This window comes from Flavobacterium plurextorum, assembly GCF_024638035.1.
Lineage (GTDB): Bacteria > Bacteroidota > Bacteroidia > Flavobacteriales > Flavobacteriaceae > Flavobacterium > Flavobacterium plurextorum.
Map to the genome: position 1 here is coordinate 2,510,774 of NZ_CP100442.1, position 20,766 is coordinate 2,531,539.

Below are 20,766 nucleotides of genomic sequence, written 5' to 3' on the forward strand. Positions count from 1 at the left end.
CTTAATTTTGTCCCTAACCTCGCCATGTGTCAGAACGTTACCAACAAACGAACTACTAAATTCCTAAGAATGATAGAAAAACAAATCGAAGTAATTACAAAACAAATTGAAAAGCTTAATTCTCCTGATTTTGATTTAGGAGCTTGGAAAAGTTCTTCCATACTTATATTAGACAGAATATTTGGTAACGATTTTCAAGGTATACAAGCCATTGAAAAAATAAAACATAGAAGTGGCGGAATATATTCAGGCAATACTTCATCATCATGGAATAATATGGATTCTTGTAAAAAACAGGGAAAAGAAATTCTTCAAACGTGCATAACTGAATTAGAAACTTTTGGTTCAAGAGAAAAACCGCAAAACAATAATTCTTCAGTAAATATAAACTTAACGCAAAATCAATCTGTTAATATAAATTTATTAATTACAGCGCTTGAAGACGAACTGACTGTGTCTCAAATGAGAGAAGTAAATGATATCATGAAAAGTGCCGAAAACTCAAAAGATAAGAAAGCAAAAATCCTTGAAAAAATAAAAAATTTCGGAAACGATGTAGCCTCAAATATTTTAGCAAATATATTAACGAACCCTGCAATATGGGGATAATTGACTGCAGATAACGGCCGTTAGAAGAGGTTGGGATTTGGCTAAATTTAAAGATGGTTTTGTACTTTTGAAATTGTGCATAATGGAAAAAAAACGCATCTTTAGTCTTAAACCTCTTTTAGCCCCCAATACGTTAGCGGTAACCGCAACCCAAAATCAAAAAAAATCTAAACTTAAAATCAAAAATAATGAGAATAAATCTGAATAATACAGGAGAATTTACAATTGAAAGTTTAAAGAAATTAATTGCCTCAGAAGATGATAGTGTAAATACTCAATTTCGCGTAACAAATGATGGATATTTATTCATTTCAAAAGTTGTTGATGATAAAGAATTAGATGAAATAAAGTTTAGGTATGATACAAATAGAAAGGGAAAGGGGTATGTTGGAAAAAAAGCATCAGAAGATGAAGATTGGGTAAATCTAATATTTAATTCTGTTAATGAAAATTGGCCAAATCCTTATTCACCACACATAGAAAGCTTATAATCGACTACTGCTAACAGCTACAAGATATTTGGGTTTTATGCTGAATTTGAAAATGGTTTTGACTTGGAAAATTTGTGCATAATGGAAAAATCTAATATCTTTAACTCTCAACCTTTTGTAGCGCCAGAACGTTGGTAAGCATTGACCAAAGCTGTGAAAAAACAAGCAAACCCCAAAACAGTATAAAATATGCGTTTTGCTTTAATAGGTAATAATCGGACAGAAGCTCAACCGAAACTTAACGGATTGTGTTGCTGTTGTTCAAAGCCAGTTATTGCAAAATGTGGCACAAGAAAAATTTGGCATTGGGCACATAAAAGCAAAACAGATTGTGATAATTGGTGGGAACCAGAAACAGAATGGCACCGAAATTGGAAAAATAATTATCCCGCTGATTGGCAAGAAGTATCATTACTTGATAACAGAACAGGAGAAAAACATATTGCAGATGTTCTTACAGTTCATAATCTCGTTATAGAATTTCAACATTCGCATATTAAACCTGAAGAACGAACTTCCAGAGAACAATTTTATAAAAATATGGTTTGGATAGTCGACGGTACACGCCTGAAATATGATTATCCTCGTTTTCTCAAAGGTAAAAAGAACTGTTTTGAAAATACAATTTTTTATAATACAGACAATCCGAAAATATTTGGAGTTGATTTTGTGGATTGGTGTTTTCCGTCAGCTTGGCTCGAAAGTTCTGTACCTGTAATCTTTGATTTTCGTGGAGACGGTTCAATGGATGATTACGAAGGTTTGAGAAATACTCTTTATTGTTTATTCCCACAAGTTGGAAGATATGCTAGAGTTGCAGAGATTTCACGTAAAGCGTTTATAGCAACAACCACTAACGGAGAATGGACGCAAAGAGTTCAAGAGTTTATGAGCAACTTCCGTAAGGAAGATGAAATAAATCGACGACTAGAGCATCAACAAACCCTGTCTCGTAACGTGAATTTTAGACAATTAGGAAATCCACTAAATCGTTTTATTTATAGAGGTAGACGACGAAGATTTTAAATTATATCGACAAAATAGTCGAGAATAATTCAAATTGCTCATAAAAATTGCCTGCACATAACAGCCACCACAACGGATTTTGACAGTTTGCTTAATGGAAAGATAGTTTTGTATTTGGGATTATTTAGCAAATCTGAAATTTTACCATACTTTAGGCCCAAGCATCTTGCAACAAGGGAATATTAGCACACATTTTAAAAATGACATTAGTAATCGGAAAAATAGTTCAAGGCTCATTAAGAATTGACAGTGATTCAAAAATCACTGATCCAAATATTCCTTCTAATAGAAATAATATTTTTTCAGGCTTATTAAAAACAATCATTTTGCATCCAAGACTTTGCTTTTCATATGCTGGTGGTGTTGACACCGCTCAAGAAGCAATTGAACAAGTTTATAAACTAGAAGAACTAACGATAGAAAAAGTAAAAAAGTTACTCCACGAAATAAATAAAAGTTCAAATTATGAAACTGACTTTTTAATTGGTGCATTAGAAAATCAACCTTTACTTTATAAAATTTCAAATGGTGAGATTATACCTTCAAATCAAAATCATTGGATTGGCGATATTTCTGGGTTAAATTTATATCAGCGAAACTTTTTACCAAATTTGAAGGGTACTGATATGAAACACATTATTGACATCCATTCTAAAGCATTCGAAGAAGTTGTTTCAAGCGGAACTATAGAAAGTATAGGAGGATTTCATATAACTGTACATACAACTCCAAGAGGATTAGAATATTTAATGAAAATGTCAATTTCAATTGGGCAACCAACTTCAATGACTATTAATGGAAATCAATCTATCCCTATACCATTTGGAGATGCTAAAACAGGAGCTTATTCATATAGTTATTTAATATCCAATAATCCTTTTCAGCCAGCTATTGGAATACATTTTCCGATGGGTAATTTTGGAACATTATATTATCCTCGTTTAACAAGACAAATTTTAATATTAAAAGATGTTGATCCTTTTCAGTTTGCAAAAAGAGTTAAAGAAGATTTCAAAATAGACTTGACTGGAATGGTGAAAAATGGGGACCACATGACAATGATTTAGAAAAAACTTGTGCTAACTGTTGCGACAAGAGATTTGGGCAGATGGTTTAATTTGAAAATGGTCTTGTATTTGTGACTTTTAGACAAATCCGAAAAATATGGCTTAATTTAGTCTCAAACCCCAGATATAGAAAGAACCTATTTCCGCAGAGAATCCATGACTCCACTTTTAAAACCCTCATCTAAAAAATGTACACCTACGATTAGGTGTTAGAACATATTTTTGTTTTTTAAATCACCATTTTAAATTTTATTTTTCTTTCCAGAATTTTCCAAAATCACTTGATAAAGTTCAAATTTCCAAAAAATTTTTTTTTGGAATTTTTGGATAAAAAAAACGGCAATTGTTTTCTTTTGAGATATTTATATTAAAGAGAAATATGGAACAAAGAGATTTAATTACTATACCACCAAGTGTAATTGACCAACTTAAAAAAAACGTTGACAAGTATATTTTAAAAGACAAAAAGCCAGAAGGCTTTGAAGAAGCGTTGAGATATATAGCCTTAGAAAAAGCAACAAGATCACAATTAGCAAAGCTTAATTCATTTTCAAGTCATCATTCTTTATCCAACGATGAAGACAAAGAAAAAATTGAGATTTTAGATAAAATGATTGTGTTTGCAAAGAATTGGACCAAACATGAAAACATAAAAAAAGAGCTTTCTAATAAAATAAGAATAAATACTGACCATCCAACGGAAGCATCTACAAAGAAACAATCTGGAAGAGAAGTTGACAGACTGCGCCCAAATCTTTCATCTGTAAAGCCATATACGACATTAGACATTAAAGATTCAGCTTTAATAAATGAATGTTCTCGAATTATTAAGATTATGCAAATAATAGATTAAAATACAAATGTCACAGATTCAGCTCTGAAAGTAATTCCGACATTTTAATATCTAGTGCTTTACAGATTTTTAAAAATATTTTAATTGAAAAATTTTGCCTACCTTTTAAAATTCTCCTGATACTAGTTTCATCTATTTCACATGCATCAGCAAACTCCAAATTAGTTTTGAATTTAGCTTTGGCCCTTACATTTATATTCTCACCTAGTTTTATTAAAAATTCTTCTGACATTATCCAAAATTCGAACAATGACTTTTTAAATCATCGGCATATTTGCCGATTTAGATTTTTAATCTTAAATTTGACAAAATTTAAATCAATTTAAAACACCAAAAAATGAAAAAAGTCTTTACCCCAACTACATTCTTTATTTTTTCTCTTCTTTTCTTAGTTTTTGCATTTGGCTTGAAAAGCTACAAAAAAGGGGGGAACATTGATTCTAAAGAAAATGTCGAAAATTATATAAAAGGGAAATGGCATGATGAAATTGTCAGCAGAGGCGGTCTGATAACATATTACAGATTCGAAATTACAGATACTCAAATAAGATGCTGGAAATCAAATATGATTTTATCAAATACAGGACGTTCATCAGATAACATAACCAGTGATTGGATTGAACAGCCCCCTGTCACTTTATCAATTGGCAGTGTTCAAGAAGAAGCAGAAAGTTCAAGCTCTTATGCGAGAAAAATCAGATCACTTGGAAATTGCAGTTACGGAACATATACTTTTGAGCAGAACGAAAAGTTAGGGAATGCTCTAATTTTCAAGGAAATTAATGCTAATGAAGGGTTTCATACTGGCAAATTGGACAAGGGTTGGGAATACTAGTAATTCAATTCTATATAAAACAAAAGCTAATCCCAGACAGCTCCAATGACGAACTATGTTTTGTATAGAACTGAACTCACTAAATATCAATAAATCTAATCTTAATAATACTATAAACAATGACAAAAAATATACTTTTAATATTAATCGGAATTTTAACTGTTAACTGTTCTTCTGATGAATCACAAGAAAACTCACAAAGCTCTGCTAAATCTTCATTCAGTTTTACATTAGATAATAAAACTGAATATTCATCTATTCATGATGAAAAAGTAAACGGTTATGACATTTATCCTACTACTTGGGAAAAGAGACAGATCACAAACACTACTGACAGCAAATACACTATTAGTTCAAGCGTTTCAATAAAAGGAGAGGCAGACGAATACTATCACTATGTTGATTTTAATATTGTGACTTCTGATAAGACATTGCAAGTAAATAAGACATACGATATTGATATTGAAGTCGCTTTAATTTTGGGTTTACCTTTGGTTAAGGACCCTGCTGTATGTTATACAAATGCTAGTTTATTTGTTCGTGATGAAACAGTAGGAAAAGTTAAAATAACCAGCTTTAACGGGGAAAGTTTAAAAGGAGAATTTACAATTAACAACCTAAGCAATAGCAATGGATCTTCTAATATTGGATTCTGCAACGGCGCCCAGATAAAAGAAAGATTTTTCAACATAACCAAAGGTACTTTTATTGCAATTGCAAAAGAATAGAATCGTACTAGTAATATTAAACCAAAAGCCACTCCGTAATGTAAAGTGGCTTTTATTATTTAAGACAAACCCGTTGTTTTTTTGAGTGCTTTTGTATAGAATATCTTCTTAATTATTTATAACAATAACTTTTTAAATTTTAAATCTACACTTATTCTATCTTGAATATCACCGTTATAACTATTCATTTCATTTATTACCAATGGTATCATTTGAGTGGTCACCAAAGAATTAAAAATTGAATAATCTGTAGATGGAGTTTGTGCTTTAAAACAAACACCTATTATATTTCTTGTAATCGTTTTATCTAAAACTATATAACCAAGTTCAAGCTGAATTGGTAATTTGTCACCAAAATAATCAGTATATTCTTTTCTAATTGAAAAATCTTTTATTACTACTTCAAGTACTGTATATTTCATATTATGTTCCAAGATATTAATATGGTCAACAAATGAATTTACATACTTCTTCAACATTTCTTTTGAACTTTCAATCTTTACAATATTTTGATTTATGACAGTAGCAATATCTGATTGTTTATCATAGATTAAAAGTTTATTAGATTCTATTGAAGATTTTTCTTGTCGAATCTTGGACAACTCATTTTCAAGCCTTTCAATCTTCTTTGCAGTATCTTCAATCAATTGCAAGACACCTGTACTCGTTAATCGACCAACACTTTTAAGAATTGCAAGGTTTTCATCAATACTATTTTGTACTTGTTTTTCTCTCTCAACTAAATTTAATAAATGATTATTCAATTGAACAAGATACTCATCAGGGTTGATTTCATTTATTTTACGTGATAATTCAGGTAAATCAGTTTTAATAAATGACCAAATAGCCGAATCAATTAAATTCATAGACAATGATTTTCCAACGCTTGCACAAGATGTTGAATCACTTCTTGATGTACATCTATAACTATTTTTATATCCAGTATTTGATTTTCTGTAATTACCTTGCATTTTACGATGACAAGAAGGACAATTAAGTAATTTCGACAATATGGTAATATGCTTAGTTTCTTTATCACCTTTTGTAATGTTTGATCTTAACTTATCTTTAACCTTCTTGAATAACTCAGTTTCAATGATTATTGGATATTTGATTTTGGTGCTTGATATCAAATATTCAGGTTCATTTATAACCAATCCAAACTTGGGATTTTTGCGTTTGTTATTTGTTATTTTATTTCCTGTGTAAGCTTCTTCTTTTAATAATTTGTTTACGTTTCTTTTGCTATGAGTGTATGGATGAAAACCTCTTTTAATACATTCAATACTTATTGCTTTAATTGAAGGATTTTTAACGTTATTTAAACCGTTTAGGTACCAGTTGAAGATTGTTCTGATTATTTTTGCTTGGTCCTCATTTATAATAAGTGTATTTTTATTATTATCAAGTTTAAATCTATCGTAACCAAATAAAAGTTTTCCTGAAATTGATAACCCCATTTGCATCAGTTCCTTTCTTTTCCTTGTGAAACGTTCCAACTTTTGCTTAACTTCGTTCTCTGCAAACATACCAAACAATGCGAATATCATTTCTGATTGTTGATTAACTTTACCATCATTATCAAACAATCTAAAATCCATATCCTTTATTATTATTTGGATATTTCTGGTTACGCAATGTTCTTTTATTTGATGAAGAATTGATTGCCTTCTCGCAAGTCTTGAAATTTCAGTGGTAAATACAGTATTATAACTAGGATTTTCTTCAATGTATTTGAACATATCATTTGTACCAACCTTTTGTGATAAATCTGCAAATGCAGTCTCTTTGGTTTGGACCACGTGAAAATCTATATAACCTAAAGATTGGCCATATTGTTTTAAGTCATGTATTTGGGCTTCATAGTCCTGTTCAAGACTTGACACTCTTACTAGTAATATTGCATTCTTTTTCATTTTTCAAATATATAAAAAAGTGGGATTTGTATACTGCAATACTATTTTAATTGGACCTCCGGGTGCAGGAAAAACGATGCTTGCAAAACGTGTTCCGAGTATTTTACCACCAATGACGCTGCGTGAAGCTCTTGAAACAACTAAAATTCACAGCGTTGCGGGAAAGCTGAAAGAAGTAGGTCTGATGAATCAACGGCCTTTTAGAAGTCCGCATCACACTATTTCAAATCTTATTCTATTAATGTAAATAAGTATATTTGTTTTTTATTGTATCAAATTCAATCTAAAACTATGGCAACATTAGGCATATATAAAAGAGTGTCAACAGATGAACAAAACATCAAAGGAATATCATTAGACAATCAAGAAAGTAGAGGTATTGAATTAGCCCATAAATTAGGATGGGAATATAAAATTTATAGCGATGTAGGTCTATCAGGTAAAATATCATTTGATAAAAGACCTGGTTTAAATAAACTATTAAATGACGTAGGAGAAAAAAAGATTAAAGGGATTTTTGTTTTTGATTTAGATAGGTTGTCAAGAGGTGATATTATTCAAGTAACATTAATTAAAAATCTCTTAAAAGATAATAAAACAAGATTGTATGATATTAATGGAGAAATAGATTTAAATGATATTAATCAAGAATTATTAACCGACATACGGTCATTATTAAATGCTTTTGAATTAAAAAAAATATCATCAAGGATAAAATCTGTGTTACAACAAAATGTTCAAAAAGGTAAAATAGGAGGAGGGCCTTTGTTACCATTTGGATATACAAAAGATGAAAATAAAAAATTAGTAATAGAATCAGGTGAAGCCGAAGTTGTAAAATATATTTATAAATTATCATTGGAAGGAAAAGGAACAAAAGTAATTGCAGGTCTTTTGAATGATAAAAATATACCAACAAAAAGAACTTCTTCTTCAAAAGGATATTTAAAAGTTAGAGGAGAACATAAGACAATTTTCTTATGGAGAGATGCAGTTGTTTACAGAATATTAACGAATACAATGTATAAAGGTGAAAGAAATTATAAAAATGAAATATATGAATGCCCAATAATAATTGAGCCTTTAATATTTGATTTAGTTCAAGAAAAATTAAAAGAGAAAACCCACTTCAAGAATACAACAAATAAATATACGTATATATTAAAAGGATTAATCTACTGTTCAAGGTGCAAAAGAAGATTGTATGGTAAAAAGAGAGCAAACGGGAGAGATAATGCTTATATCTGTTCATCACAACGACATAAAGGGGAGTATTGTGGTAATGTTGGTATTAACATTGATTTCGTAGAAGATTTAGTTTTAAAAAACATTTTAGATTTAAATAAACAAGTTGAGGTTTTCTTTGAAAATATTAAAAATGATGACTGGCATAATAGAGCTGTATCAAGTACAATTAAAAAATATAGTGAACAAATAAGGGAATGTAATTTATCTATCAGTAATTTGATTTTTATGGCAGAAAAAGCAAATATAGATCCCGCAGTTTTTAAATCAAGAATAGAACAATTAAATAAAAAATTAGAAATTATAAGTGAAAAGAAAAGATTGAAAGAAAAAGAATTAGGAATTATTAATGATGAGAAAGTAGTTAAAGAATTTATTCGAAAGAGTTTATTAGACTTTAAAAAATGTACCAAAGATGAAATTGTAGATTTTGTTAGAAACTTTATTTTTAAAATGTATGTTCAGTGGGATGAAGATGAAAGGGCACACTACATAGCGATACATTATAAAATTGACAGATTAAATAATTATCAAATTTCAAGAGAGCTATTAGTAAATAGGACTGGTATGGAAAAAGATAGAAAAAAAATAAATCGATTTATAAAAGAAGAGATTGTAATAGTAAATGCAGTCAATTTTGTTCCACATACAATTACTAGGATTAGATATACTAATTGATTTATTAAATTTTATATTAATTATTTATGAATATTAATCATGTTAAATTTAATTGCAATTAAGTTTAATATGATTTAATACACCTTAATTTATTTCAATTCTTTTTAAATAGGATTTTATCTTTGTTAGAGTATTTATATGAAGTCCAGTAATTTTTGAGATTTCAGTGTTTTTGTAATTCTTTTTGATATACTCTACGGCTTTTTTATTTTTCTCTTTATTTAAGAAAGTCAAAGCATTTTCTTTACTCCCTTTTTTTCGGCCATTATAGACACCTTTCATTTTGGCAATTCTAATTCCTTCTCTTTGTCTTTCTTTTATTTGATTTTTTTCCATTTCACCGACAACCCCAAGAATTGAAATCATCATTTTAGATATTGGATTTTCATTTCCTGATGCGTCAAGTGTAGTCAATCCTTGTGAAACGAAATTAATCGAAATCTTTCTTTCATTAAAGTAATGAATAGTGTTGATTATGTCTCTTAAATCCCTCCCAAGTCGGTCGATTTGCCATACAGAAAAATTTTTAAGAATGCCTTCATCAAGAAGTTTTTTTATTTCTTTGCCACCGTCTCTTTCAAAAAAAGGGATGCTTCCTGAACATTTATCTTCAACAACTAAATTAAACTCATTTTCAATAACTTTTTGTCTGTCTGTTTTTTGATCTATTGTCGAAACACGGGCGTATAATACTTTCATAACTCACAATTTTAGGATACTCCTATTAACATCCTAAAATTATGGATAAAATACCGTTTGGCGGAGGAAATTAAAGACTTTTTAATATAATCGCATTCACAAAAAAAGCTCTACTCTAAAAATGTGAGTTTTAATTGGGAATTGATTTTGCATTTTATTATTTTTCCATTTTAAAAGTAAAACATTTTTAGAGTATGAGTGCTGACCAAATACAGTTTGTAGAAAATAATATAGTCGCAATTAATAGTGCAAATTTTAATATTGAAAATGTTCAGGATGGAAAAGAATTATTTGGTTCAATAACTAATTTAAAGACTTTTTTAAAAGGATATTTTGTTGTCAGATTAAACGACCCTCAATTTGGTCAACAACTCATTGAAGAGTTTACAGAAAGAGAATTTGTTAAAGCTAAAATTGTAGAAATAGCAAATATATTTCATATCACTATATCAGATTTGAAATCTTTTTATGATGAAAATTTGCAAAAATCATTAGCACCATTTGTTAATAAAGAAAATTTTATAAAAAACTCTTTACAGTTTATAAAAGATAGCGTTGATGAACAAAAGCATTATTCATATACTAAAACTTCTTTGCGAAAGATTTTAGAAAAACAATACGATTTCATTTTTTCTAATGGATTTCCTACTAACATTCTAAATATTAATACTGGTGTAATGACTGCAAATGCAGGAGATAGTGCACAGTTTTTATTTTTAGCAAGAGCAATCCTTGCAGGATACAATTGCTCTAATGTTGATGTTCGTTCAAGTAGATATGATGCAGTAGTAGATTTCAATAATATCCTATTGAGATTGCAAATAAAGGGTGTTTCAAAAGGTAATTCTATAAGTTTTAAAGACAGAGATAGAGGAGGTCAAGGAATTGATCATACTCACGAAAGAAACAGAGGTCAAAGAATTACATCTGCTGATTGTGATATTTATGTTGCTGTCGATAAAGAAGTAGGTATTTGTTATCTAATCCCTATGAGTTATGTTGACGGATTAACAATTGAAGAAATTACAAGTATCAATTTATCTACGCTGCAACAATATAAAGAGAATTGGAATATAATTTCCGAAGTAGCCGAAAGTAAAACTTCATAACTATGAAATTAGATAGAAAAGGTACAGACAATTATTATGTTAATAATCCAAGGCCATTCGTAGGGATTGCTATTGCAAGACAAGATATACAAAGAGTTATTGACTTTGCTTATGCAATGTGTTTTGGAGATGGGCATCATCGAAACCATAGAACAGGTGGTCAATATGGGAGAAAAGCAGGAGAGAAATTTTGCAATACATTTCAAGGTAAATTAGGTGAAGTTTTACTCTATGTTTTTTTTAAATCAAACGGTTTAGAATCAAAAGAACCCGATTTTGAAATCTATGGTGAAGGAAAGTGGGATGATTCAGATTTAGAAATAAAGAATAAAAAAATAAATGTAAAATCAGCGGCATCACAATCAAACCTTCTACTTCTTGAAACAAATGATTGGAATATACAAGGTCATTACATTCCAAACCTCCTAAGCAATAACGGTTCAACTTTTAAATATGATTACTTCATTTTAGTTAGAATACAGCCAGATATAAAAAAACTATTCAGTGCAGAAAGATTAATGTATAATAATGAAATTGAAAAGGAAGTTATTGAAAAACTAATTTTTGGACAAAATTGGAATTATGACATTGCAGGTTACTGCACTCATTCAGAACTTGTAACAACAATTGCTAATGGATATGTTTTACCACAAAATTCTACATTAAATCATTACACAAAAATGGATGCAAGTAACTTTTATATACAAAGTGGTAATATGGGAGTTATAGATGATTTAGTTAACGAGTTAAAAGCTATACCTTAGATTTTAAAATTTTTAAAATATTTTTAGAAACCGCTTGGATAACAGGAACACTAACTGAATTACCTGCTTGTTTATATAAACTCGAATTTGAAATTTCAGTAGGTATTTCAAAAGAATCAGGAAATCCTTGAAACCTTAAACATTCTCTTGGAGTTAATTTTCTAAAACCAAATTCAGTTTTTATAAGAGGTACATTATGGCCACCAGTTCCCATATTAGCAGTAAGTGTTGGACAAACGTTAGATTTATTTTCTCTCACATACTGTCTTCTAAATTGATAAACAGTATCTTCTGATTTCATAGTTTCTGAAAGCATATTATACATATACTTATCTTCATCATAGTAAAAATTATCAGATACTTTTTCTTCAATGATAAAATCTTTAATTGTCTTTGTCAGTTTCTCTTCTTTCGGAAACTCAAAAGTTCTTTCCGCATCAGGATATTCCAATTTGTCAAAAGCAACCATAAAGATTCTTTCTCTATTGTGAGGTATATTTCCATAGTCTTTTGTATTTAAAACCTTTGTTTGAAATGAATAATTTCTATCTCTCAATGATTTTTCAATAACTTTCATTGTATTGCCTTGGTCGTGTGTTTTTAGATTCTTAACATTCTCTAAAAAAACCACTTTCGGTCTCATTGAGTCTACAAAATCAAGTATTCTAAAAAAATGATTACCTCTGTTATCATCAAAACCTTTTCTGTAACCAGCAATGGAGAACGGCTGACATGGAAATCCTGCTGTGAGTATATCTATTTTATCAATAGAATCAATATCCAACTGCAAAACATCACCTTCAATAAGTTTATGTTCAAAATTTTTTCTGTAAGTTATACACGCATTTTTATCATATTCATTTGCCCATAGTATGTCAAAGCCCGATTTTTTAAACCCTAAACATATTCCACCAATACCAGCATATAAGCTACCAACTTTATATTTATTACTCATTTTTAATCTATCTCTCATTTAAGTTTTGCGAATTTAAGAACTTAAATTAAATATACCTAATACTAAAAAAGTAGAAAAAAATCGATGAATATATTAAGATGTTATTTCAATATTTTCAAAACAAACAATAAGTTTATTTTATTATTTTTTAAAATGTTTATTTTTAATAAACCACGAAGATTCAATTTCTCATTGACTTTTAATTAAAAATAAATCGAAGATTGGTTATAATTATATTTTAATACCATTTTACTTCAATGTGATTATCTATAATTGTTATAGTTTTTGTTATTCGATTAAAAACAATGTTTCTTCCAAATATTCTTGTTGCTTATCATTTAAAGTATGTAATAAAGATCTTTCATTTGCTAAATCGGTTAAAATCAATTTAGCTTCACCATTCATTATTTCTTTATTATATTCAGATGCAGTTTTTGCGTTTTTCTCAGATTCTGCAAAAGAAAAGATTAGCTGATTGTTACTTGGCTTGTTTTTGAATATAAATTCAAGTATTAATTTTCGGTTATCTTCATCGATATCTTCTTTAAAAACTGCATCCATCATAAATGGGAGTATGTGAACATACTCAGTTTTTTCAATTAATTTATTAAAAGCAAAATAATAAGCAAGTAAAGTCTTCAATAATTCAACTCCCTGTTTTGGAAATATCTTCATCTGATACAGTAACAAGTATAGCTCATTATCAAAAGATTTCACATTTAACTTATCAAGAAAATCTTTGAAATATCCTTTAAAAATATAATCTTTATTATTACGCTCTTTTCTTAATTCGTCATCTGTTTTAAAGGCTTCTAACTCTTTATTTTTTTTATTTAACTCAATTGTAGTTTCTCCTATTTGAGACAAAATATTATTAGATAATTGAATTTTAGTTTTATTATCTAACCAAGAAGTGAATGTTAAATCAGCAATTTTGTATTCATGCAAGATTGAATAATCTGTTGAGACAATTTCTTTTTTTGCCGACATAGCAATTTCTAAACTATTAATTGCTCCTTTTATTTCTTTAAGTTCGTTTTTCAGCTTAGCAATTTCTGATTCAGTATTGTTGAAGTCTTGATAATATTCATAAATATCTTCTATGGAACTTGGCAAATTTTGACGACAAGTTGGACAATCATTTTCTACTGGATTCTCTGTTTTTAAAGCTTTTTTAACTACTCTAAGAATTTTTAATCTTTCTTCAATAAATGTTAACTTATTACATTTTGTTAAATACTCTTTCTCTATTTGTATAAGCTCATCTTTGTTTTTCTTGTAAGACTCTATATATTCAACAGATTTAGTAACAAACGATTCATCTTTTAATTTTGAAAGTTTGAAATCATCATCATATTTCTCTGTATCAGTTAAAAATTTTATTCTACCTTCAAGAGTTTTTTTATCTTTTTCTAATTCTTGTTTTTTTAACCTATCAAATTCGTTCGTTATTCCAAGATAATAATCATAATAGTCCGTTTTAAAGTTTCTAAAAAAATCCAGACCTCTGAAAGATTTCAAAGCCAAAACCCATCCATAGTCTTGCGAGACATAGTACGGCAAAAACATTGCCTCTAACGAAGCTAATTTATATTCTCCGGATGATTCTAAATTTAAATTAAAACCAATTAATTTACTTAAATACTCTTTAAGCAGTACATGTTCCCTTGAATGATTTGCTCCAATACCAGAATATTTAATTAATGGAAGATTTTCTCTTTTTATGTATATAAAATCGTTATCTCTAATGATTGTTAAATTTTCGTCATTACTACCTTTTTTTAAAACAAAGTCAAGTCTAAAAATCACTCCTTCATCTAAAATTTCAAATAATTTATGTTTTTCATCATTAATACCAAATGTGTATTGTATAGCCTGTATTAGTGTGCTTTTTCCTGACGTGTTTTTTCCATGAATTATGTTTATACCTTCATCAAATTCTGTAAAGAAACCTGTGTTATTTTTTTCACAATAAATAAAGAAGTTTTTATAGATTAATTGAGTTCTCATTTTTATTTTTCTTTAATATATAATACTTCAAAGAGTGAAGCAAATAAGATTGCTTTAATTTGTAATTCATTAAAATTTGTAGTGCACGTACTTTGAAATAAATCAAACAGTTCCATTACATTTTCTTCTTCCGAATAAGTTGTAACATTTACAATTTGTTCTTTGGTAAATTGCAATATTTTTTGATGTTCAGCTTCTTGAATACTTTTAAATAAATCAAATGCACTATCAAAAGCTAATTCAAAAATTTCCTTTTCTATTGGTTTGATTTTTAATTTTAAAGAAATTTCAGTTTTTCTTAAATGCCAATGATCAAAACATTTTGCCTTGGTTGTCAAAACTTTTAATGCATTTTCTATTTTATCACTTTCAACTCGTTTTGTTTTGTCTAACAATTGAACTTCATTTCCGTGATTATATTTTCCCTCAATTTTTCTAAAAAGACTAATAAGAGAATCAATTGCCGCTCTTTTATCAAAAATTTTATTTCCAAAAACCTCACTAATTTTACCTTCTAATTGATTTTCTTGCTCTTTTGCAGTTGTCGTAAAAGGTATCCATAAAAAATTCAATTTATCAAATTGATCGTGTAGAGTAGTTTCTTTGATATTTGTTTTAAAATGCTCTTGGATGTCATTATGTAAATTTCCAAATTGAACACTTGGATTATCATTTTTTATAGATACAAGAATATCTTTTTTATTGTCTTTTTTTGGATACTTTTTCTTTATTTCAATGGTTTGATTAGTTGAAAAATAAAGAATATGTTTATATTGATCAGATTTCAAAATTTTATCTGAAATTAAATTTTTACCCGTTTTTAAAAGTTTGTTTAAAATTTCAAATAACTCAGGATTTGCTCGCCAAATGCTGGGTGATTTCTTCTTAGATTGGTACGCTTCAATTAAATCAACTTCTTCTTTTTCATTTAGAAAACAAAACAAGAAATCATCATGATGTTCAAGACAAACAAAATAGTCTTTATCTTTAAACTTACTAATATAATTATCTAAAAGTAAATAAATAGCAGTATTTCTCTGTAATGCAAACCCATTATGAGCGTCTGGTCCTGAATTTATTGATTTATCTATCATTTTCCAATTTTGCTGATTTAGAATGTCCGCTAACTACATATACTCGATAAAATTTTACATATCTAATTTAAGTAAAGTTCGTGCACGAATTTTTGTAGTGATTTATTTTCAAATATATAGGAAAAATATTTAATAAACCCGAAGTATAAAAAAAACAAATAACATTCTCAAAACATCTCAAATATAATAATAGATATTTTAACACTAAAAATCACTTTGAGGTAAAAAGAGAGGATTTTTTTCAGGGAGAAGTTAGGGAGTAATATTAAGTAAGTTACTCAAAGATTCAAATTTTCATTTTCAAATCTAAACAGCCATGATGTTTCAACATCTAAACCCTTAGCCAAGGATTTAATTGTGCATATTGTTGGATTAATAACACCTCTTTCGATTCTTGTAATCTGAGGTAATGAAACTTCTGCTAAGTTTGCTAACTCCTCTTGGGAGATACCTTTTTCTTCTCTCACCTTTTTTAGATGTTTTCCGAATCTTATTAGATATTCTGTATCCTTGGTATATATCAAAATTTTACAAACTATGATTAAGGATGTAAAATTCCTCTAATTATCGACCATTTATCTAATCATGTATGATTAGTTATCGAAGCTTTTTATATATTTGTTGATGAAATTCTTACAAACCAATTAAAAAGCTATTAAATGCTAAATCAAATCACTAATATGAAAACTTATCTATCCACAATGAGAACTACTACTTTATTACTATTTATGAGCAGTATTGAATATGCTCAGGTGCCATCATTTCCCAATACGCAACAGCAGGAAGTCAATAATCAAGAAAACGTATCAGAAGAATACACAGAATCTAAATTTTTAGGAGAAGAAGAAATTAAGCAAATAGAATCAAGGAAAAATCTGGGTATGATAAAGACTGAAAACGGATGGGAAGCTATCAATAACAACGCAAGAACTCCAAGCAATAATAAGACAGCTATTAATAGAAAACAGTTTATTGGCAACTATACTGTGAAAATGAATATTGATGGTATAAATTCAAATTTTTATGCTAATATAAGTATAGTAAAAGGGAAGTTGCAATTTATTGTGAACGAAGGTGGCTCAATAAACTCTTATTATGTAGAGACATCAGTTAAAGAGATTCAAAAGAATATTCAATATGAGTTTAAGGCTAATGATTCAGATAGTGGAAACAGTCGTACATATCATTTTAAGAAAAAAAGCAATCGTTTTGAACTAAAATTTAATTACTAAGAATAAAACTCTATTTATTGATTTCATCTTTAAAAAAAGATTGCAATCATAAAATTTTAAGAGTTAATACTATTATAATATTTTAGAATATGCAGCAAAACAATAGACTATTATTAATAATACTAATGCTTATATCTATTTGCTTATATATCAGTTTAAACCCTGTTAAATCAGGAATCATGGAAATTATTGATAAAAAGACGAAACATGAAATTAACCGAGAAATATTTGTTGACAGTTATGCTGTAAAAGTAAACATCGATGGTTCAAGTCCAACTTTCTATATTAATGTTAAGGCAATAAAAGGGAGATTATATTTTAATGTAAATGAAGGAGGCACAAAAGAATTCAATTATGACGAAACATCTGCAAAAGAAATTACGAAAAATTTAGAGTATCACTTTGAGGCTATTGATACAGATAGCGGAAACAATCGAATATATCGTTTTAAGAAAAAAGGAAATCGATTTGAACTGAAATTTAATCATTAGAATTCATATTTGGAGTTCAGAAACCAAAATAAAAACGGGGTGTAATCGAAAAATCAAAAGAGTAGAAAACAATTATTAAAAAAACATGAAAACAATAAAAATTTTATCAGCAGTAATAGTTACTATTCTTCTATTTTCTTGCGAAAGAAAAGGAAATGATAAAGAAGAAGAAAATGCAAATAAAAAAATGGAAAATGTTGTCGAGAGTTGCAATTGTTCAGAGCTTAGTGATGAAGATGAATGGGACATTGGGAGTTTAGAAAATCCATACATTATTAAGGGAGTAACAAAAAAAGACAGTAAAGAAATATTTACAGGAGTTTGTATAATAAAGGATCAACACGACACTATAATTAGAAAAAATACATATAAAAATGGCTGGTTAGTTAACGCAATAGTGAAAGAAAAAACAGGTAATGAATATACAATTATTAAAGATATTGACTATGAAAACGGAGAACCCAACACTTATAAATATATAAAAACTGGAAAAAATAACAGTGCTAACTTCATCTTCATTGAAAACTACAAAGAATACAAAAACAAGAAAGGAATCATAGACTACAATATCACAATATTTGCAAATGAAACATTTAGTTTAGCAGTAACTATGCACTATATGAATAAAAAAGATTTTTCTCATAAAAATCACTCCCCACAACCTATCTGTATGCCAAATTCTTTTAAAACTATTGATGGTGGTTGGAGATTAGATAGAATTTCTCAGGATGAACTTTATGAAATTTTAGATGGTTTAAAAAAAGAATTTCCACATTTTAATTATTGGAAAAATTAAAGATAAAATATCTATAAAAAAAGCGGGAAAATCATCCCGCTTTTTTTATGAATTCATAGAAAATCTCTGTATGAAAGTGAAAGCGCAATAGAAACTTAGGACATTTAGGTAGTATCTCACTAACTTAGATACTTTTATTATTTTGGTAGTTTAATTTTATAATTATAATTATCATCGGTTAGTAAATGTTTTTGTTTGATTAAATAATTAGCATAATTCATTTTGTCATCTCTTTTGGTAATATCTTCAATAAAAATATCTGGATTTCTAAATGTTGTTTGAATATAATATTCTATATTTTCTTTTGAAATTGTTGTTCCTAAAATTATATGAGTATGGACTTCGCAATTGTCTGGCAATTGATTTCCCATTGATACTTTGGTCGGATATTCAATAACAAATGAATAATTTAATACTTCAAGGCTTTGCTTGTAGTCTTTGTGTATTTTGTTAAACAATTTGTTTGTTAAATAAAATCTCAATTCCTCAGTTGTTTTACAATCGGTATTGGTTATTGTTATAGCGTAAATTGGCGTGTTTTGGGACGTTATTTTGTAAAAGCTATATTTTATATCATCAATTATCGTTTGGGTTGATTTGGGAGTGTTTTTCTTTCTTATTAAAGTCATTAAAATTTTAATTTTTTATATAATTCAACCAATACAGGATAGATAAATTATCTGTATTGCGTTGTATTATTGTTTTTGCTTCATATTGCCCGTAATCGTTTTTATTCCAGAGTGCGATAACTCATTAATTCAACCTCTAAATTTTAAATTTTCTATTTTGTCCCTTTTAGTCTCTCTATTTCTATTTGTAATTTTACTATGGCTATTTGTTTAGTAAGAATTTGTTTTTTATTACGATCAGTTATTTTAGAAAGTTCAGAACTGAACAGTCTCACTATATCATCAAATTTTCTGATTTTTTTATAGTTAATGCCTTCTACTATCATATCAAACATTTCACCATCTCTTTTGCTACTATCGTAAGTTATAGTAGAAGTTGTATTGAAGTTTATAAATTTCTTTATCATTATTCGGTATCTTTTTTTTCTAATAAGAACTTTTCGCATAATTCAATAAGAAAATCGTTATAAGATAGTTTTTTTCGTCCAGCACAAATTGCTTCTTCTAATAGGTTCTTTGTCAATTTACTAACATTTATTGTTGCTCGTTTCACTTGTTTAGTTGCCATTTTTATATTTCTTTTTTTATAAAGTATATATTATATACTTTATGCTCCTTTACAGATTTTTTTTTTGATAATATTTTTTTAAAGAGTAGAGCATATTTAATTTGACAACTTTGTATCTATATGCATTTACAAGTCTATACGAATTAATTAAGTTTACTACATTAACACAGTAAAGAATGTGGCGCTGGTTGGCGGAGGAAGTTATCCGCAGCCTGGAGAAATTTCGATGGCACATAACGGAGTTTTGTTTTTAGATGAATTACCAGAGTTTAAACGCGATGTTTTAGAAGTAATGCGTCAGCCTTTAGAAGATCGTGAAGTAACAATTTCAAGAGCTAAATTCACAGTAACGTACCCATCGTCATTTATGCTTGTGGCGAGTATGAATCCAAGTCCGAGTGGTTTTTTTAATGATCCAAGCATGCCGAATACTTCATCGCCGCACGAAATGCAGCGTTATATGAGTAAAATTTCTGGTCCGCTTTTAGATCGAATCGATATTCACATTGAAGTTACACCAGTTCCATTTGATAAATTAGCTGACGATCGAAAAGCTGAAAGTAGTGTTGAAATTCGAAAGCGTGTTACAGAAGCGCGTGAAATTCAAACCAAACGTTTTGAAAACGTAGAAAATATTCATTACAATGCACAAATGAGCAGTAAGCTCATTCGGGAGTTTTGTGCTTTAGACGAACAATCTAAAGTACTTTTAAAAACAGCTATGGAACGATTAAATCTTTCTGCAAGAGCTTACGATAGAATTTTGAAATTAGCCCGCACAATTTCCGATTTAGATAATTCAGAAAATATAATTTCACAGCATATAGCCGAGGCGATTCAATATCGAAGTTTGGATAGAGAAGGCTGGCTGGGATGATTTTATATTTCAGGTTTAAGATTGTAATAGTTTGGATGAAAACTTTGGCAAAGGTCCTATAATCTTGTCAATTCCGAGGAACGAGAAATCGCAT

At 28.6% G+C, this 20,766-nt stretch carries 23 protein-coding genes and 2 pseudogenes; 15 read left to right on the forward strand and 10 right to left on the reverse strand.

Going from position 1 to position 20,766, the window contains the following annotated elements:
* The first annotated feature begins 69 nt into the window (after positions 1-69).
* The 5 genes from NLG42_RS11090 (at position 70) to NLG42_RS11110 (ending at position 4,046) form a co-directional block, all read left to right on the forward strand.
* Positions 70-609, forward strand: a complete 540-nt coding sequence (locus NLG42_RS11090) for a hypothetical protein (protein ID WP_257683808.1) — start codon at positions 70-72, stop codon at positions 607-609.
* A gap of 188 nt (positions 610-797) precedes the next feature.
* On the forward strand, positions 798-1,100 hold the full coding sequence (locus tag NLG42_RS11095) for a hypothetical protein (protein WP_257683809.1): 303 nt from the start codon (positions 798-800) through the stop codon (positions 1,098-1,100).
* Between the two features lie 189 nt (positions 1,101-1,289).
* Positions 1,290-2,126 carry a competence protein CoiA gene (locus tag NLG42_RS11100; RefSeq protein ID WP_257683810.1) on the forward strand — a complete coding sequence of 279 codons (837 nt, stop codon included), beginning with the start codon at positions 1,290-1,292 and terminating at the stop codon, positions 2,124-2,126.
* Positions 2,127-2,326: 200 nt separating this feature from the next.
* Positions 2,327-3,193, forward strand: a complete 867-nt coding sequence (locus NLG42_RS11105; RefSeq protein WP_257683811.1) for a hypothetical protein — start codon at positions 2,327-2,329, stop codon at positions 3,191-3,193.
* 379 nt (positions 3,194-3,572) lie between these two features.
* Complete coding sequence (locus NLG42_RS11110; RefSeq protein WP_257683812.1) at positions 3,573-4,046, forward strand: hypothetical protein; 474 nt, start codon at positions 3,573-3,575, stop codon at positions 4,044-4,046.
* Positions 4,047-4,056: 10 nt separating this feature from the next.
* On the opposite strand, the gene NLG42_RS11115 is transcribed toward NLG42_RS11110, so the two are convergent.
* The gene (locus tag NLG42_RS11115; RefSeq protein WP_257683813.1) at positions 4,057-4,278 is read right to left on the reverse strand and encodes a helix-turn-helix transcriptional regulator; all 222 of its coding nucleotides are present in this window, start codon (positions 4,276-4,278) and stop codon (positions 4,057-4,059) included.
* A 105-nt stretch (positions 4,279-4,383) separates the two neighbouring features.
* On the opposite strand from NLG42_RS11115, the gene NLG42_RS11120 reads away from it, so the two are divergent.
* Together NLG42_RS11120 and NLG42_RS11125 are read left to right on the forward strand one after the other, a co-directional pair.
* Positions 4,384-4,881, forward strand: coding sequence for a hypothetical protein (locus NLG42_RS11120; protein ID WP_257683814.1), 498 nt, complete (start codon positions 4,384-4,386; stop codon positions 4,879-4,881).
* A gap of 119 nt (positions 4,882-5,000) precedes the next feature.
* Positions 5,001-5,609: a hypothetical protein gene (locus NLG42_RS11125; RefSeq protein WP_257683815.1), complete on the forward strand. Its 609-nt coding sequence runs from the start codon at positions 5,001-5,003 to the stop codon at positions 5,607-5,609.
* A 116-nt stretch (positions 5,610-5,725) separates the two neighbouring features.
* Here the strand turns inward: NLG42_RS11125 and NLG42_RS11130 are convergent, their stop codons facing one another.
* Entirely contained in the window at positions 5,726-7,525 is a 1,800-nt protein-coding gene (locus tag NLG42_RS11130) for a recombinase family protein (protein ID WP_257683816.1), read from the reverse strand.
* 37 nt (positions 7,526-7,562) lie between these two features.
* Here NLG42_RS11130 and NLG42_RS11135 point away from each other — a divergent pair.
* Together NLG42_RS11135 and NLG42_RS11140 are read left to right on the forward strand one after the other, a co-directional pair.
* Positions 7,563-7,766 (forward strand): annotated as a pseudogene (locus NLG42_RS11135) (ATP-binding protein); the annotation flags it as partial.
* Positions 7,767-7,816: 50 nt separating this feature from the next.
* Positions 7,817-9,448, forward strand: a complete 1,632-nt coding sequence (locus tag NLG42_RS11140; RefSeq protein ID WP_257683817.1) for a recombinase family protein — start codon at positions 7,817-7,819, stop codon at positions 9,446-9,448.
* 84 nt (positions 9,449-9,532) lie between these two features.
* Here the strand turns inward: NLG42_RS11140 and NLG42_RS11145 are convergent, their stop codons facing one another.
* Entirely contained in the window at positions 9,533-10,147 is a 615-nt protein-coding gene (locus NLG42_RS11145; RefSeq protein ID WP_257683818.1) for a recombinase family protein, read from the reverse strand.
* Between the two features lie 194 nt (positions 10,148-10,341).
* On the opposite strand from NLG42_RS11145, the gene NLG42_RS11150 reads away from it, so the two are divergent.
* Both NLG42_RS11150 and NLG42_RS11155 read left to right on the forward strand, forming a co-directional pair.
* Positions 10,342-11,256, forward strand: coding sequence for a hypothetical protein (locus tag NLG42_RS11150; protein WP_257683819.1), 915 nt, complete (start codon positions 10,342-10,344; stop codon positions 11,254-11,256).
* A gap of 2 nt (positions 11,257-11,258) precedes the next feature.
* A complete protein-coding gene (locus NLG42_RS11155) occupies positions 11,259-12,020 on the forward strand; it encodes a hypothetical protein (protein ID WP_257683820.1) in 762 nt (253 codons plus the stop codon).
* Here NLG42_RS11155 and dcm read toward each other — a convergent pair.
* From dcm to NLG42_RS11175, 4 genes are all read right to left on the reverse strand, one after another.
* Entirely contained in the window at positions 12,010-12,975 is a 966-nt protein-coding gene (gene dcm / locus NLG42_RS11160) for a DNA (cytosine-5-)-methyltransferase (protein ID WP_257683821.1), read from the reverse strand. The genes NLG42_RS11155 and dcm overlap by 11 nt on opposite strands.
* Positions 12,976-13,263: 288 nt before the next feature.
* Positions 13,264-14,985 carry a hypothetical protein gene (locus NLG42_RS11165; RefSeq protein ID WP_257683822.1) on the reverse strand — a complete coding sequence of 574 codons (1,722 nt, stop codon included), beginning with the start codon at positions 14,983-14,985 and terminating at the stop codon, positions 13,264-13,266.
* A 2-nt stretch (positions 14,986-14,987) separates the two neighbouring features.
* Complete coding sequence (locus NLG42_RS11170; RefSeq protein WP_257683823.1) at positions 14,988-16,079, reverse strand: DUF4297 domain-containing protein; 1,092 nt, start codon at positions 16,077-16,079, stop codon at positions 14,988-14,990.
* Between the two features lie 278 nt (positions 16,080-16,357).
* On the reverse strand, positions 16,358-16,603 hold the full coding sequence (locus NLG42_RS11175; RefSeq protein WP_257683824.1) for a helix-turn-helix domain-containing protein: 246 nt from the start codon (positions 16,601-16,603) through the stop codon (positions 16,358-16,360).
* A 135-nt stretch (positions 16,604-16,738) separates the two neighbouring features.
* On the opposite strand from NLG42_RS11175, the gene NLG42_RS11180 reads away from it, so the two are divergent.
* The 3 genes from NLG42_RS11180 (at position 16,739) to NLG42_RS11190 (ending at position 18,598) form a co-directional block, all read left to right on the forward strand.
* Positions 16,739-17,311 (forward strand): hypothetical protein, encoded by a 573-nt coding sequence (locus NLG42_RS11180; protein ID WP_257683825.1) that lies wholly within the window; start codon positions 16,739-16,741, stop codon positions 17,309-17,311.
* Between the two features lie 179 nt (positions 17,312-17,490).
* Complete coding sequence (locus NLG42_RS11185; protein WP_257683826.1) at positions 17,491-17,802, forward strand: hypothetical protein; 312 nt, start codon at positions 17,491-17,493, stop codon at positions 17,800-17,802.
* An 85-nt stretch (positions 17,803-17,887) separates the two neighbouring features.
* Positions 17,888-18,598, forward strand: coding sequence for a hypothetical protein (locus NLG42_RS11190; protein ID WP_257683827.1), 711 nt, complete (start codon positions 17,888-17,890; stop codon positions 18,596-18,598).
* 137 nt (positions 18,599-18,735) lie between these two features.
* Here the strand turns inward: NLG42_RS11190 and NLG42_RS11195 are convergent, their stop codons facing one another.
* From NLG42_RS11195 to NLG42_RS11205, 3 genes are all read right to left on the reverse strand, one after another.
* Positions 18,736-19,227 carry a hypothetical protein gene (locus tag NLG42_RS11195; RefSeq protein WP_257683828.1) on the reverse strand — a complete coding sequence of 164 codons (492 nt, stop codon included), beginning with the start codon at positions 19,225-19,227 and terminating at the stop codon, positions 18,736-18,738.
* Positions 19,228-19,379: 152 nt separating this feature from the next.
* Positions 19,380-19,634 carry a hypothetical protein gene (locus NLG42_RS11200; RefSeq protein WP_257683829.1) on the reverse strand — a complete coding sequence of 85 codons (255 nt, stop codon included), beginning with the start codon at positions 19,632-19,634 and terminating at the stop codon, positions 19,380-19,382.
* Positions 19,634-19,795: a hypothetical protein gene (locus tag NLG42_RS11205; RefSeq protein ID WP_257683830.1), complete on the reverse strand. Its 162-nt coding sequence runs from the start codon at positions 19,793-19,795 to the stop codon at positions 19,634-19,636. The genes NLG42_RS11200 and NLG42_RS11205 overlap by 1 nt, the downstream gene beginning before the upstream one ends.
* 163 nt (positions 19,796-19,958) lie before the next feature.
* Between NLG42_RS11205 and NLG42_RS11210 the strand changes: the two are divergent.
* Positions 19,959-20,672 (forward strand): annotated as a pseudogene (locus NLG42_RS11210) (YifB family Mg chelatase-like AAA ATPase); the annotation flags it as partial.
* Between the last annotated feature and the right edge of the window lie 94 nt (positions 20,673-20,766).